Here is a 15,084-nt window from a genome sequence, read left to right as displayed (position 1 = left end):
GCCGTTTTATTTCACATACTTTTCTTTGATATTGTCCTTTATGACATTTACAGCATCATTCGCTGATGTTTGCGCCGCTTTTTTTCCTGAAACCGCATCAAAAATCAAACTTTCCGCTCCCGTCCATACTTCAGCCATTTCCGGAATATTCGGAGTCGGTGTCGCTGTTTCATATTGTTTAATCACAGCTGACGTCAGCTCATTTTTTTGCTCACCTGCTTTCTTCCTTGCAGCTGTATTGGCCGGAACTTCGTTTGTATCCTCATAAAAAGCGTAAGCATTGGCATCATTTGTAGCATACTCAAGCCATTTTTCAGCCAGTTCGGGTTCTTTTGTATATTTTGAAGCAACCCAGCCCTTGCCGCCGGCAAAAGGAGCATATTCTTCTCCATTTGGCAATGTCGGAATAGGAGCCGCTCCGTAGTTCAATTTAGCCTCTTTATAGTTGGCAGCTGACCAAGGTCCGCCGATGATCGCACCCGCTTTGCCGTCTAAAAACATCTGCTGAATAAAATCGTCAGCGCTTGAATTGTCTTGCATGCCTTTTGGCCAATAGGTTTTAAACCATTTCTCCGCATATTTCACCGCTTCTACAGCCCCTTTATTGTTCAGGCCGATGTCTCCGGAATCTGTTCCGTTTTTTCCAAATACATATCCGCCGTAACCGGCCAACAGACCGTACGACATATAAAAGTCAGTCCATTTCGCTAAAAAGCCGGTTGATTTTCCTTTTTCCGAAGCAAACGCAAACCGGGAATCCTCTGTTAATTTTTCAAGATCTTTAAATGTTTTTGGTGCTGTTTGTAAGAGATCTTTGTTGTAATACAAAACAAGTGTTTCAATGACTAGCGGCATACCATACACCTTGCCGTCAACCGTCACCTGCTGCATTTCTTTATCTCCAAAACTATTTGTATTAGATGGCTTAATTTCAAGTAAATGTCCTTGCTGGCCCAAACCGCCGATCCGGTCGTACGCTGCAAGCATAACATCAGGTGCATTACCTGCCGGGCCATCAAGAGGAAGCGCTTCCAATTGCTCGAACATTTGCTTTTCAACAATTTTTATTGTGACATCATTCTCTTTTTCGAACTTTGCTTTTATGCTTTCAATAGATTCTTTATAGGTTTCTTCGACAGACACAGTCAGTACTTTTTTGCCATCAGAGCTTGCCGGATCTTTTGAATTTGAACAGGCGGCGAGACCGAATGTCAGGACTGATGCCGCCAATAAAGCGAACCCCTTTTTAAAAAGGATCATCTCTTTTCCCCCTTCTATTTATGAATCTATAACAAATGTATGGGTCTACAGAAAGCGGTTACAACATCTTTTGATTTGTTACCGATAACAGAATTTAAACAGGGGCGGCAGCACCCAAAATAAAAAATTCTCCCGGCTGAACGGCAATCACATCGCTATGATGGAGCTGCTGCTCTGTCCATACATCGTAGATTTTCTTATTCCTTTCAATATTCAAATCCCGTAAACTGACAAGTTGAGCCGCGTCTCCCTGATTAAAGAAATAAGTCAGTTTTTTTTCATCGAGAGTCCGTGAAAAACTAATAAAGTTGTTTTGGTCATCCAGCAGATTCCACTCAAGATTTCCCTCAGTCAATAAAGTGTTTTCCTGTTTGCGTAAAGCAATTAACCGCTTCATAAATAGAAGCATTTCTTGATTTTGCTTTTCTTTTTCCCAAACCATACATTTCCGGCATAAAGGATCATTTTCGCCGTCCAGCCCGATTTCTGTTCCGTAATAGATGCATGGTGAACCTGTCTGGGCAAACATAAAGGCCAGCAAAGCGCGTGCTTTTTTCTCGTCATTGCGGCATCTGGTCAAAAGGCGTTTTGTATCATGGCTATCCAGTAAATTAAACATCACCTCATTGACCTGCTTCATCCCATTCATCAAATGTGCATTTACACGGTGGGCCATACGCGAGGCTGGAATCGCCCGGTCAGCAAAATATTCAATCATAGGCTCTGTAAAAGGATAATTCATCACCGCATGAAATTCATCTCCTCTAAGCCAAGGTTCGGCAGAATGCCAGATCTCTCCTAAAATATAAAGGTCAGGCTTTTCAGCTGATACGGCTTGCCTGAATGTCTTCCAAAAAGCGTGATCCACTTCATTGGCCACATCCAAACGCCAGCCGTCAATGTCAAATTCGCGAATCCAGTACAAAGCAATATCAAGCAAATATCTCTGTACTTCGGGATTAGCCGTATTTAGCTTCGGCATATCAGGTGTAAACGCAAACCTATCATAATTGCCTTCTTTGACAGGAAAAGAGTGAATATGGAACCAATCTTTATAGCGGGATTGAGCTCCGTTTTTCACAACATCCTGCCACTGCGGAGAAGCGCTGCCTATATGATTAAAAACAGCATCAAGCATAATTCTCATCCCCCGCTGATGAAGCTGGCTGACCAATGTGCGAAAAAGCTCCGGATCTCCAAAATGCGGATCAATGGAATAGTAGTCCAGCGTGTCGTATTTATGATTAGAAGGCGCGGAAAAGATCGGAGTTACATAAATTCCGTTCACCCCTAAATCCTCTAAATAATCAAGCTTGTCAACAATTCCTTGCAAATCTCCTCCAAAAAAATCATTGACGTCCGGATCCTTGCTCCCCCACGGCAATACATTCTCCGGCGATAAGTCTTCTCTTCCATTAGCAAAACGCTCCGGAAAAATTTGATACCAAACCGTTGATTTGACCCACTCAGGCGCTTGGAATGTATCGGCCTCGTGAACAAATGGAAGTTTAAAATAAAAATGGATCGTCTCCAGCGTTTTTTCGTTATAAGGGCATACACCTGAACTTCCGAAAAAGATGTCTTCCTGATGGTCTGTTACAACAAACGCATATTGCAAACGCCTAAATGGCGGCACCACTTCAGCAAACCAATAATCATGCATTTCTGTTGCGGCAATTTTCCTCATCGGCAGCTCGTTTGCCGACCACCTGCCGACGTTGTACTCATAGGGATCACCCCAAATTAATGAAATCTGATTTGCATCACCTTTTTTCGTCCGAATCTTGATATGCACTGTCCGCCCGTCATAAGAATAAGCATCAGAACTGAACGGCTGATGATGAATCGCTGCATATTCCATCATGTCTCCCCCTTTGATTTCCGTTTTATTTAGGCCGGCTCTTAGTTTGAAAGTATCATGATGAAATAGCAGGAACAATCCTTTTTACCTTGTTACCGATAACAGAATAAGGCTCTTACAGAGTTGATTCACGTACAATTAACTCCGGCTCAAAAAATAGATTTCCTTGGGCAGCACCATCTTCATTCATTTTTTTCAAAAGCATCCTCGCACAGGCTTCCCCCATTTCAATAACAGGCTGTCTGACCGTAGTCAGCCGAGGCGAGGAGATACGGTCAAGAAAAACGCCGTCATTCCCGGTCACCGCAACGTCTTCCGGAATTCGTTTCCCAAGCGATTGCACTGCACGAATGACGCCGAGCGCGATTCGATCGGATGCACAGACAAATGCGGCCTGATTGTCCAGGGATTTCAGCACTTCTTTTGCAAGGCATTCACTTTTTTTAGAACTATTGTCGATCCGGAAAATATTCGTTTTTCTAAAGCTTTCATTCATCGCCCGAATATACCCCTGTTCTCTGGAACGTTCAAAAGGCTCATCTAAATCAATGCCAAAAAAGACAACTTCCCGCTCCCCCAGTCCTATAACGTGGCGGGTTGCCATAAAAGTGCCTTTCTCGTTATTCACATCAATAAAGTCATAGCCCATTTCATTTTCCCCAAATACGACCAGCGGCTTTTCAAAGGCTTTGATCACACCTTCAAAATCGGTCTTTCTCAAGCCGGTAGCAATAATGCCGTCGCATTGGCCAATATTGAGAGAGTTTCTTGTCACAAGCTGCAGAGCATAATGATTGCGATCCAGCTCCCGGCTGATTCCGGTCAGCAGGTTCATGTAATATGGTTCTGTCGTATCCATTTCCTCAAGAATCAACAGTTTGACAACCTGTGTTCTGTTTTGCACAAGCGCTCTTGCCGCATAATTAGGGATGTAATTCAGCTCTTTCATCGCAGAATGAACAAGCTTTTTCAATTCATCTGTCACCGTCTCAGGATGATTAATCACTCGTGATACCGTCATTTTCGAAACATTTGCCTTTTTCGCCACATCTGACAATGTTGCCATTTTCATCCCCTCCTTACCTGTGCTTATTATCCAAACTAGTGAAAAAGTCCTTTATTACAACTGATTATACGATGCAGCAAAAAGAAATTAAAAAAGAGATTTCCTTCTAGGAAATCTCACATTGTCAAAAAACTCGATTTTTAGTCGATTCTCTACCCGAAATACGTATCAACGGCTGTTGGAGGGCCCTCAGACCAAATACGATAGGCTGCTCACTCACTACCCCCCTTCCATGAGGAAGGAACTCTTTAGATTTCCGTCCACTTTTTCTCTAAAATCGGATAAGAGTAGTTCTGCATTTGCTCAATTAACTCATCAGGGCGTGAAGAACTGTGGATCAGTTTTAGGTGTGAGTCGTTAGAAAACCCTTCTTGAATGCTGTATTTGATCATTTTCATCATCGGTTCAAAATATCCGTTCACATTGTACAGTCCGATCGGCTTTTGGTGGATGCCGATCTGCGCCCAGCAAAGCACTTCAAATAATTCTTCATATGTACCGAAGCCGCCCGGCATAGCGATAAAACCATCTGCCAGCTCGCTCATTTTAGCCTTTCGTTCATGCATCCCGTTTACTTCAATCAGCTCAGTCAGATTTTGATGGACAACCTCCCCGCTGAACAAACCGCTCGGCATGACCCCGATTGCAGTTCCGCCGTTTTCCATAATCGCGTCAGCAATGGCTCCCATCAAGCCTACACGGGAGCCTCCATAGACAAGGCCGATTCCCTGCTCAGCCATGTACGCGCCAAGCTCTGCCGCTTTTCTTTTATACGCTTCATTCCCCCCCGGGTTTGACCCCGCAAATACACAAATTGTTTTCATCTTGTCATCTCCGCATCTATATATCGTGTTAAATATTCAAAAAACACACTATATATTGTCCCACCTTCATGTGATAATATCAATATGAAATACATAAAGAATGCAGGAGTGATGATGTTGCAGCTGGCTGATGCAGAAAAATGGATGAAGGAGTTTTACGAAAAAAGAGGCTGGACAGAATACGGACCGTTTATTCGAGTCGGCTTTTTAATGGAGGAAGCCGGAGAACTGGCCCGGGCTGTCAGGGCATATGAGATCGGCAGAGACCGGCCGGATGAGAAGGAATCGACACGAGCTGAGCAAAAACAAGAATTGATTGAAGAAATGGGAGATGTCATTGGAAATATCGCCATTCTTGCTGATATGTACGGTGTCTCCTTAGAAGACGTGATGAAGGCCCACCAAGAAAAACTGACAAAACGATTTGAGCATGCATAAAAAAAGCGGCCGCATTGGCCGCTTTTTTTAACCTGTGATTTCATCATGATGATCAAAGAAATGCTGCTTCCCTATTTTGTGAAATAGGCCTGTTTTATGCAGCAGCTCCTTCGGCTGCGATTGCAGTCCTACAATCATCAGCTTTCCATTGTGGCGTTTAATTCTGTTCATAACGTTCCCAAGCACTGCTTCAGCCGACGTATCCATGTAGTGCACCTTATTCATGAGCAGGATAAGGGTCTTCGGCTTTTTCTGTACATGCTCCAGCAGTGAAGATTCAAGCGAATCAATTGATCCGAAAAACAGCGGCCCTTCTATCGCATACATGCTGACAGATGGATCTTCTCTCTTTGCCGCCTTCGCCAGAACAGGGTGCGATTCCTGATTGTGGATGCGGGTTGCTTCGCTCATTCTTCTGATGAAGAAGACAAATGCGAGCAGCAAGCCGGTTGCCACACCGACGATGAGATCAAACAGAACCGTAAGAACAAAGGTCGCCGCCAAAATAAAGGAATCAGCGTTTTTCAGTCTCAACATGTTTGCGACTTCCTTCCGCTCACTCATATTCCATGCGACAACCATGAGAATCGGCGCCATACTGGCAAGCGGCACATGGGATGCATAAGGCGCGAATACGAGCAGGACAAGCAGAACGACTACACCGTGAACGACGCCGGAAACAGGTGAAACCGCTCCGTTTTTAATATTGGTTGCCGTTCTGGCGATCGCTCCTGTTGCCGGGATTCCGCCGAACAGCGGCGCAGCCATATTCGCAATTCCCTGGCCGACAAGCTCCTTGTTGCTGTCATGCTTTGAGCCCTTCATGTTATCCGCGACCATTGCGGACAAAATCGACTCAAGGCCGCCAAGAAGCGCGATGACAAGCGCTGCCGGAAACAGCATAACCATTTTATCCAGTGTAAGCTCCGGGAACTGAAATTCCGGCAAATGGCGGGGAATTTCTCCATATGTTGACCCGATCGTTGCCATGCGGTCAGGGAAAAATACAACCGCGACCAGTGTGGAAATCAGAAGAGCCAATAAAGCACCCGGTACTTTAGGCATCACTTTGGCGGATACAAGCAAAATGACGAGCCCGATCACTGCTGTCAAAATGGCATACATATTAAAGGTGCCGAGCTTCTGTGCAATTTCAAACATGTTGTGATGAAAATTCTCGTGTTTTTCAACATTTCTCAAACCGAGAAAATTAGCGATTTGCTCCGTGAAGATGAGCACGGCAATTCCGGCTGTAAAACCGACGATAACGGGCTTCGGCACGAATTTCATGATTTTTCCGAGCTTAAACAGCCCGAACAGCACCAGCATCACTCCTGCCATAAACCCTGCAATCAGCAGGTTCTCCAAGCCGTACTGCATCACAATGCCGAATAGAATCGGGACAAAGGCGCCTGTCGGACCGCCAATTTGATATTTGGATCCCCCAAACAAGGAAATACAAATCCCTGCCACAACAACAGTGTACAGCCCGTATTCAGGCTCGACTCCCGAGGCAATGGCAAATGCCATCCCTAAAGGAATTGCCACGACACCTACTACGATACCTGCAATCAGGTCTTTCTGAAATTTCTGCAAATTGTATCCCTTGAATCTCCCTGAGAATCGCATATTTTGTTATAACCTCCCTTATAAATGTGTGTTTATGAGCTCAGTTTCATAACCGTTAATGACGACATCAAGTTTTCCTGTTTCAGGATGAATGACAAGCCCGTGAACCGGAACCTTTTTCGGCAGCAACGGATGGTTCTTGATCATGTTCACACTATGGGAAACGCTTTCTTCTACGCTGTGAAAACCGGTCAGCCATGATTTCAAATCAAGTCCGGCGCTCGACAGCAAATTCAGGCAGCTTTCTTCCACCCCGCGTTCCTTCGCTTTCTCGAGAATCGAAGACGCATTCAGTCCTGACATCCCGCATTCATGGTGGCCGACAATGCACACCTCTTCAGCCTGCAATTCATAAATCGCAACCAGTATGCTTCGCATCACGCTTCCAAATGGGTGAGAAACGATGGCTCCCGCGTTTTTTACAATTTTAGCATCACCGTTTTTAAGTCCCATTGCTTGCGGAAGAAGTTCTGTGAGCCTTGTATCCATACAGGTGACAATGACGAGCTTTTTTGAAGGAAATTTTGTCGTTTTGTACGGTTCATACTTCTTCTCTCTGACAAACCGCTGATTGTGTTCCAAAATTGATGTTAAAGAAACCATTTGATTCATCTCCCATCCATATGATTTTGCAAGCCTTCTTACCCAGCTTACAGTAAGGAATTATAGCATAGGAATACGCTGCGAAAAGGCTTTCAAAAAAAGACACTATAATTGGACTGTAGAATCAAAACATAAAAATTTATATCTTTCAAAGATAATAAAATTTATATTTAATGAATCCTATAATCTGGATGCAGCTCGCATATTGATGATTTGTCTGACAAAAAATATAGGTGAATTCAGATAATTAAAAAACTTTTTTAAGCGATTTTAGCTGCTCGTTCAATTTTTATATCCATTTTAAGTTCAAAAGAACCAGAAATTCAAATGAACGTAGCTATATTTTTAACATCTATTTATTTCCGATATAATGAAAGAGACAACAGCCATAAAGGGGGAGCCTTGTTGAAACCATTTGTATTTATCACAAAACCGATTCCTGAAGAGATAGAAGCATTCATCGGTGAACATTGCCGTTATGAAATATGGCAGGAGGATACGCTTCCGAATGACGTGCTTTTTGAAAAATTAAAAGATGCTGAAGGGCTTTTAACTTCAGGAACATCCGGACCGTCAATCAATCGTGAACTGCTTGAACATGCGCCTAAGCTCAAAGTGGTCAGCAATCAATCCGTTGGGTATGATAACTTCGACATAGAAGCCATGAAAGAAAGAAGTGTCGTCGGCACTCATACACCTTATACACTGGATGACACAGTTGCGGATCTGGCCTTTTCTCTGATTCTATCTTCCGCCAGACGTGTTGCCGAACTGGACCGTTTCGTCAGAGCCGGAAAATGGGGAACCGTTGAAGAGGAAGCGCTTTTCGGCATTGATGTTCATCATCAGACGTTAGGCATTATCGGCATGGGCAGAATCGGAGAACAAGCAGCAAGACGCGCCAAATTCGGCTTCGATATGGACGTGCTTTATCATAACCGCCATCGCAAACAAGAAATTGAAGACAGCATCGGCGTCAAGTACGCTGAGCTTGATACATTGCTCGAACAATCTGATTTTATTCTGCTCATCACACCGCTGACTGATGAAACATATCACATGATAGGGGAACGCGAATTTAAGAAGATGAAGGATTCAGCAATTTTCGTCAATATTTCCCGGGGAAAGACGGTTGATGAAAAAGCACTGATTCGCGCCCTTCAGGAAGGCTGGATTAGGGGAGCCGGCTTAGACGTGTACGAGGAAGAACCTGTCGCAAAAGACAATCCCCTTTTGAAGCTAGATAATGTGACTTTACTGCCGCATATCGGCTCAGCAACAGCGAAAGTACGCTTCAATATGTGTAAACAGGCTGCCGAAAACATGGTCTCGGCCATCCAAGGGAATACACCGAAAAATCTGACAAGAGAATTTCAATAAATCAAAAATCCGGTCTGATCCAGACCGGATTTCATATTACATATGCTGGAGAACAGCGCGCTTATAAATATGACGAGTCACGATATAATAAACAGCCTGGAACACAAAATAAATGAAGATGACAATCACGGCCTCAAGAAATAAATTGGAATTCAGCATATTACTTAACGCCGCATACGCAAAGCCGGCGTGAATGGTGCCCGCGATAAATGGGATGAAGAACAAAAATCCAATTTGTTTTCCAAGGATGGAGTGAATCTCTTTGTCCGTAATCCCCATTCTCTTTAATGCTAAAACTTGCACTCTCGTATCTTCTATTTCAGTAAACATCCGCAAATACAGCATACTTCCTTGCACGATAAAAAACAGCACGCTGACAAACAGACCGATAAACAGCATTAATGCGACTCCCTGCTTCACAATTTGATAACTGGGAGCACGCGTTTGAAAATCAGATGTATGTTCTTTCGGCACCATGTTTTCAAGCTTTTCAGAGACATCCACCGCCTCCTGCCAATGCTCAAGCTCATAACCTACCACTCTCATCTGTTCCTTCAGCGGCACATCATGTGTCAGGCTGTCAAAGCTCTTTTCACTGACAACCAATAAACGGCTGACTCCCTCGACTGACATCAATATCCCTTTGTTCTGCTGCTTTTTCATGACGTAGGAAAGTGTTTTTCCTGACTTCATATGAAATGCTGCTGTTTCCCCTTCTCCAAATGTATCTTTCACCATCATTTGAAAAGGAACATTGATAAACGCTTCATTTTCTTGTAAATGAATAACAGGGAAACCTTTTTCCTTTGCGACTTGATTATAGATTTTCTCTGAAATCAGCAAGGCCTCCGCTTCCGCTTTCCTGTTCCCATATGGCGAGTCTGATTGAAAAGTGACAGGAATTCCTGTGGCATTTACCTTATACTTGATGTCAGCATCAGCTTTTTTCAATGTATTCTCAGCCGTCTCAGGCTTCATGACCTGAAAGCTGGAAGCGTCTTTTTCTACCCAGGCAACAGATTGGGGAATGCTTTGCTCCTCTTGTCTTTCTAAATCAGCATAAAACATATAGATAACACCTGTAGCGGTTAAAATGACCGCCGTAATGACAGAAGTTAAAAACAGCATTCGGGCATGATCCTTTAGCCGGAAGATCATGTTGGAACGGACAATGATATTCGTTCCTTTATAAAAGCTGTGTTTCTTTCTGTACAGCATGCGGAAAAACGCCACACTGCTTTGTGTAAAAAAGAAATACGTCCCGATTAACACTAAAATTAAAATCGGAAAGACACGAAATACCATATCAATCGCATTCGCCGTGGCAGACAGATAATAACCGCCAGCCAGACACAGCAAGGACAGCACAGTGAGCCACTTTGAATAAGCCGGCAAGCTTTTCGGCTTTCGGGCCGATTTAATCAGCTCAATGATTTCCAGCTTGCGAATCCGACCCAGCGATAAAATGAGCAGCGTCTGAAACAGGATGAGAAAGCCTGCAACAGTCATCACAAACGCTTTCGGCACAATGGCAAACGAAATCGGCACTTTCACGCTGAGCATCCATGTCATAATCATAAAAAACAGTTTTGAAAATAACAGCCCTGCTCCAATGCCGGCCGCAATCGCCGCAAGAGAAATGAGGGACTGCTCATAATAAATCATTTTGCGAAGCTGCTGCTTTGATGTTCCGAACAGCGTCAGCAGCCCAAACTCTTTCTTTCTCGCCTGCAAAAACGCTGAATTCGAATATGAGATGAAAAATACACAAAACACAATGATAACGACAAGAGCTGCGCTCAAGCACGTTTTGACAAGGCTTCCGCCATATATATTGTCTTCATTGACATCAGGGTGAAAAATAAAAGATGTGAAGACAAAAAACACCGAAACGGCAAACACACAGCTTAAAAAGTAGGCGACATATCTTTGCAGATTTCCAAGAATGTTTTTACGGGCGATGGTTCTCAAATTCATGAAAATCGCCTCCCAACACACTCAAGGTATCCAATATACTTTGATAAAACACCTGCCGGTTTGTCCCTCTATGAATCTCTGAAAAGAAACGGCCATCTTTAATAAAAACAATCCGTTTACAGAAGCTTGCCGCTGTGGCATCATGCGTGACCAATAAAATGGTCGCTTCCTTTTCTTCATTCAGCTGAGCCAGCGTGTTCATTACTTGTTTAGCCGATTTTGAATCAAGGTTTCCTGTCGGTTCATCGGCAAGAATGAGCGCCGGATTGTGAATAATCGCTCTGGCACAGGCCGCGCGCTGCTGCTGTCCGCCCGACACCTCGTATGTCCTGTGGTCGAGAATATGCTTGATTTGAAGCGCATCGGCCAGTTCATCCAGACGGGCCTCCATTTCTCTCAGCTTTACCTTATCCAATGCGAGCGGCAGCAGAATATTTTCCCGAATCGTCAGCGTATCAAGCAGATTAAAATCCTGAAAGACGAAACCGAGTTCTCTTCTGCGAAACAGAGCCAGGTCTTGATCCTTTAACGTTTTCGGCTGAATGCCGTTGATCATCATCTCGCCCTGAGTCGGCTTATCAATGGTGGCCAGCAAATTCAGGAGCGTGGTTTTTCCGCTTCCCGACGGCCCCATAATCCCGACAAATTCTCCTTTCGCCACACTGAGATCAAAGTCGCTGAGCGCTTGGTATGATATCGTTCCTTTATTTGAATAGTACGTTTTTGACAGGTTCGTTGTTTGTAACACGTTCATGTTCTGCTCCTCCTTTTTCTTTATTATAAAAAGGAAGTCAGCAGCCTCCCATCGAACTTTCTTTCAAATCTGCTCTCCAACCTTACAATGCTGTCACATTCACTAGGGTGTCACTTGAAAACACGATGGTCATCACAGTGCCAGCCCCTTCTTTTGATTCCGCATAAAGCTTATGGCCAAGCCGGCTGCACACCTGTTTTGCTAAATAAAGACCCATTCCCGTTGCCTCTGTCATACTTCGTCCGTTTTCCCCGGTAAAAAACGCGTCATAAATCCGCGGCAGATCCTGCGGCGGTATGCCGATGCCTTCATCAGCAACCGACAGGCGCGTCTCATGTCCCTCTGTTTCAATCCGGATTGTAATATGGTCGCCCACACCTTGCTTTGAATATTTCAAGGCGTTGAAAAGAAGCTGCTCAACCACAAAGGAAAGCCACTTTTGATCACTGGAAATCTGAACGGCGTTTGACGGCACATGTAGCTTTGGAAAAAGGCGCCGTTTGATAAACTGCCGTTTTTCCTGATTAATAAGTGAACGGACGAGCTCGGTCAAATCAAAGGTTTGCGGTCTTACATCAAACGCAAATTCCTCCAGCCGTGCCGTTTGCAGCATCATATCAAGACCATGGCGAAATCTCTCATTTTCATCCTCCAGCTCCTCTAAAAACGTCGGAAAAGAAGAAGCGGTTCCGTTTTTTCCTTCCTGAATCATTAAGGAAATAACAGATACCGGTGTTTTCATATGGTGGACCCATTGATTGGTGAAGGTATAATGCTGTTTTTGCTGATTCATATATTGTAAGAGCCTGCCTTCGTATTGCTGCCCGAGTGCGTTGATCATTTTCGTCCAAAGAGCTTGCTCTCGTGTTCTTGGCTTTCGGGCTTTCAAAGACGGTCCAATGTCATTCGAAGAAGAGGCTTGTTCTGCAAGCTTTTTAATATATGTGAGAAAGGAAAATTGCCGGATGTAATCAGCAGCAAAACCGGCAGCTAAAAGAGCACCAGGCAAAATCCATATGTACATCATATTTTCGGCGGGAGGTTCTGCGCCGCTCTCTATGATGCTTAAATACGCAATCAACATGGCGGTCCCTATCCCTAATAATGAAAATAGAATAATGGCTAAGCGGTCGATGAGATAAGTCTTTAACACTCCGGTTCATCCTTCCGATTGACTTGAAATTGATAGCCTTGTCCTCTTATCGTTGAAATGCAATCTTTCAGTCCGGCATTCTCCAGTTTTCTCCGCAGCCGATTGACATTGACCGTTAACGTATTATCATCAACAAAATCAATGTCATCCCATAATGCCTCCAATAGTTCATCACGGGAGACGATTTTTTTATGCTCCCTCACAAAAATCGATAGGAGCTGAAATTCTTTTTGTGAAAACAAAATGCGGGTGCTGTTCCACTCTGCCTCGTTCTGATCCGGATAAATCGTGAGCCCGCAAAGCTCCACTATTCTTGATTCCTGTGACAAAGAGGGCGAGTATTCACCATATGTGCGACGCAGGACGCTTTTGATTTTGGCCATCACTACCTCTAAATGGAATGGCTTCGTGATATAATCATCGCCGCCATTTTCAATCGCCATCACCTGATTCAGCTCATCAGTCCGTGCTGATATAAAGATAATCGGCGCATTGGAAATGGTACGGATTTGCCTGCACCAATAAAACCCGTCAAAAAAAGGCAGGTTGATATCAAGCAGCACAAGATCCGGCTTCATTTCTGCAAATTCCAATTTTATATCATTCAGCTGTTCAGCAATTTTCACTTCATATCCGTATTTTTGAAGATGACCGCCCAGCAAAGAAGCAATCCGGTCATCATCTTCCACAAGCAAAATCCGATACACGTTTATCCCCCTTATATTCTGCACGATGATTTTTCTAGAAGATTCCAAAATTCATTATAGCATGTAGAGAATCGTACATCGGTCTTTTTCTATTCGTTATGATAGAATATAAAAGGGAAAAATTTCATAAAAAGCAGGTGTCGCGATGAAGAAAATCATGCTGCTTCTAACAACTACGTCAATTCTTTCAGCATGTCAGCCGAACTATACCGGGAAATACATAGAAATTGGGGATTCACTAACTGAATACACCAAAGAGTGCTTTAAAGAGAATCACATTCCTTATCAATATGAAAAGGGAAAACTGTATATCCCAGAAGATGCATTTGATACAGTAATCAATACTTGTTCATAAGAAAAAGCTTGCAGTATGTCTGCAAGCTTTTCACATTACAAAAAATAAGTATTTAATTTCTCTTCAAACTCTGAAGGGCCGATGTCACGTTTTTGAGCCTCACCGCCGTTTTCATGAATCGTAAAATGGCGGTCTGACATGACCATCCGCCCGTTCGGTGTCAGTTTTGAGGCAAGAAGTGATTTGTTAAAAGGAGATTTTTCATGAGAATGAATCATGTCCTTCATGTCATCTAAATCACCGGGATCGCTCTCTTCAAGGGTAAAGGCGTAACCGATTTGCCAGCCTTCCCCTTTGTCCATCAACAGAACATGGCTGCCCTTTTCTGTCTCTTCCTCTTTGATTCGGAATGACCCGACAGGTGATTGTACCGTTTCTCCGGAAAGCGGTAACGGCTGGAGCGCCAGGTTGATGCCAAATCCAATATCAACGATATAATCGCCTTTTTCCGCAGACAGCAATACAGCAGCATGCGTTCCTTCTAATGCCCATTCTTCTTGTTGTCCTGCATAAACCGTTCCCCGAATGAGCTTCACATGAAATCCGGCCTCACGCAAGACAAAATAAAGAAAACCATTTAAATCGTAGCACAGGCCGCCGTACTGTTCTTTGACCAGGCGGCGCCATAGCTCTTCTTTTGTTATGTTATAATTCTCTTTTGCGAGTACAGCACGGTTTTCAAATGGAAAACGGTATGCCATTGCTTCGAGAAAAAGGGGGAGATCGCCGAAGCTGACATGGTCTTTCTCCCAGCCGATTTTCTCAAAGCACTCTTTTAGAAAATCATTCATCATTATCACCTAAACTTCTTCTTGAACATAAGCAGCCAGCTTTTCCAGCGCTTCTTGTTCGTCTTCCCCCTGGGCAATCAAGGTAACCTCAGTGCCAGTGCTTACCGCAAGGCTCATCAGACCCATGATGCTTTTCGCGTTTACTTTTTTCCCATCCTTCTCAAGAAACACATCTGACGTAAACCGGTTTGCTTCTTGTACAAACAAAGCAGCAGGACGCGCCTGCAGTCCTGTCTTTAATCGAACTTCCACTTTCTGTTGAACCATAAGATCTCCCCTTTTCTTT

At 43.9% G+C, this 15,084-nt stretch carries 15 protein-coding genes; 3 read left to right on the top strand and 12 right to left on the bottom strand.

What is annotated here, in order from left to right; translation table 11 throughout:
• Positions 1–6: 6 nt before the first annotated feature.
• From mdxE to KHQ79_RS06755, 4 genes are all read right to left on the bottom strand, one after another.
• Positions 7–1,260, bottom strand: coding sequence for a maltodextrin ABC transporter substrate-binding protein MdxE (mdxE, locus tag KHQ79_RS06770; protein WP_019259553.1), 1,254 nt, complete (start codon positions 1,258–1,260; stop codon positions 7–9).
• A 94-nt stretch (positions 1,261–1,354) separates the two neighbouring features.
• Complete coding sequence (locus KHQ79_RS06765) at positions 1,355–3,124, bottom strand: glycoside hydrolase family 13 protein (RefSeq protein ID WP_225514525.1); 1,770 nt, start codon at positions 3,122–3,124, stop codon at positions 1,355–1,357.
• 112 nt (positions 3,125–3,236) lie between these two features.
• The gene (locus tag KHQ79_RS06760) at positions 3,237–4,187 is read right to left on the bottom strand and encodes a LacI family DNA-binding transcriptional regulator (RefSeq protein WP_225514523.1); all 951 of its coding nucleotides are present in this window, start codon (positions 4,185–4,187) and stop codon (positions 3,237–3,239) included.
• Positions 4,188–4,435: 248 nt separating this feature from the next.
• A complete protein-coding gene (locus KHQ79_RS06755) occupies positions 4,436–5,011 on the bottom strand; it encodes an LOG family protein (protein ID WP_088112025.1) in 576 nt (191 codons plus the stop codon).
• Positions 5,012–5,128: 117 nt separating this feature from the next.
• Between KHQ79_RS06755 and KHQ79_RS06750 the strand changes: the two genes are divergently transcribed.
• The gene (locus KHQ79_RS06750) at positions 5,129–5,449 is read left to right on the top strand and encodes a MazG nucleotide pyrophosphohydrolase domain-containing protein (RefSeq protein WP_003219846.1); all 321 of its coding nucleotides are present in this window, start codon (positions 5,129–5,131) and stop codon (positions 5,447–5,449) included.
• A 27-nt stretch (positions 5,450–5,476) separates the two neighbouring features.
• Here the strand turns inward: KHQ79_RS06750 and KHQ79_RS06745 are convergent, their stop codons facing one another.
• Positions 5,477–7,078: a SulP family inorganic anion transporter gene (locus KHQ79_RS06745; RefSeq protein ID WP_104010193.1), complete on the bottom strand. Its 1,602-nt coding sequence runs from the start codon at positions 7,076–7,078 to the stop codon at positions 5,477–5,479.
• An 18-nt stretch (positions 7,079–7,096) separates the two neighbouring features.
• Positions 7,097–7,690, bottom strand: coding sequence for a beta-class carbonic anhydrase (locus KHQ79_RS06740; protein WP_080010878.1), 594 nt, complete (start codon positions 7,688–7,690; stop codon positions 7,097–7,099).
• Between the two features lie 393 nt (positions 7,691–8,083).
• Between KHQ79_RS06740 and KHQ79_RS06735 the strand changes: the two genes are divergently transcribed.
• A complete protein-coding gene (locus tag KHQ79_RS06735) occupies positions 8,084–9,061 on the top strand; it encodes a 2-hydroxyacid dehydrogenase (RefSeq protein WP_225514522.1) in 978 nt (325 codons plus the stop codon).
• A 36-nt stretch (positions 9,062–9,097) separates the two neighbouring features.
• Here KHQ79_RS06735 and psdB read toward each other — a convergent pair whose 3' ends face one another.
• The 4 genes from psdB to psdR all read right to left on the bottom strand — a co-directional run bounded on the left by psdB (position 9,098) and on the right by psdR (position 13,652).
• Positions 9,098–11,038, bottom strand: coding sequence for a lantibiotic ABC transporter permease PsdB (psdB, locus tag KHQ79_RS06730; RefSeq protein ID WP_119914333.1), 1,941 nt, complete (start codon positions 11,036–11,038; stop codon positions 9,098–9,100).
• On the bottom strand, positions 11,013–11,792 hold the full coding sequence (gene psdA / locus KHQ79_RS06725; protein WP_225514520.1) for a lantibiotic ABC transporter ATP-binding protein PsdA: 780 nt from the start codon (positions 11,790–11,792) through the stop codon (positions 11,013–11,015). The genes psdB and psdA overlap by 26 nt, the downstream gene beginning before the upstream one ends.
• Positions 11,793–11,874: 82 nt before the next feature.
• Positions 11,875–12,945, bottom strand: a complete 1,071-nt coding sequence (locus tag KHQ79_RS06720; protein ID WP_225514518.1) for a HAMP domain-containing histidine kinase — start codon at positions 12,943–12,945, stop codon at positions 11,875–11,877.
• The gene (gene psdR, locus KHQ79_RS06715; protein ID WP_003235360.1) at positions 12,939–13,652 is read right to left on the bottom strand and encodes a two-component system response regulator PsdR; all 714 of its coding nucleotides are present in this window, start codon (positions 13,650–13,652) and stop codon (positions 12,939–12,941) included. Before psdR ends, KHQ79_RS06720 begins: the two co-directional genes overlap by 7 nt.
• Positions 13,653–13,797: 145 nt before the next feature.
• Between psdR and KHQ79_RS06710 the strand changes: the two genes are divergently transcribed.
• The gene (locus KHQ79_RS06710) at positions 13,798–14,007 is read left to right on the top strand and encodes a hypothetical protein (RefSeq protein ID WP_060399563.1); all 210 of its coding nucleotides are present in this window, start codon (positions 13,798–13,800) and stop codon (positions 14,005–14,007) included.
• Between the two features lie 35 nt (positions 14,008–14,042).
• Here KHQ79_RS06710 and KHQ79_RS06705 read toward each other — a convergent pair whose 3' ends face one another.
• Entirely contained in the window at positions 14,043–14,807 is a 765-nt protein-coding gene (locus KHQ79_RS06705) for an arylamine N-acetyltransferase family protein (RefSeq protein ID WP_225514516.1), read from the bottom strand.
• Positions 14,808–15,065 (bottom strand): HPr family phosphocarrier protein, encoded by a 258-nt coding sequence (locus tag KHQ79_RS06700; RefSeq protein ID WP_003219835.1) that lies wholly within the window; start codon positions 15,063–15,065, stop codon positions 14,808–14,810.
• Between the last annotated feature and the right edge of the window lie 19 nt (positions 15,066–15,084).

The organism is Bacillus sp. TSO22, assembly GCF_020223595.1.
GTDB lineage: Bacteria > Bacillota > Bacilli > Bacillales > Bacillaceae > Bacillus > Bacillus inaquosorum.
The sequence above is the reverse complement of the archived record's forward strand: the minus strand, read 5'-3'. Positions and strand labels throughout refer to the sequence as shown.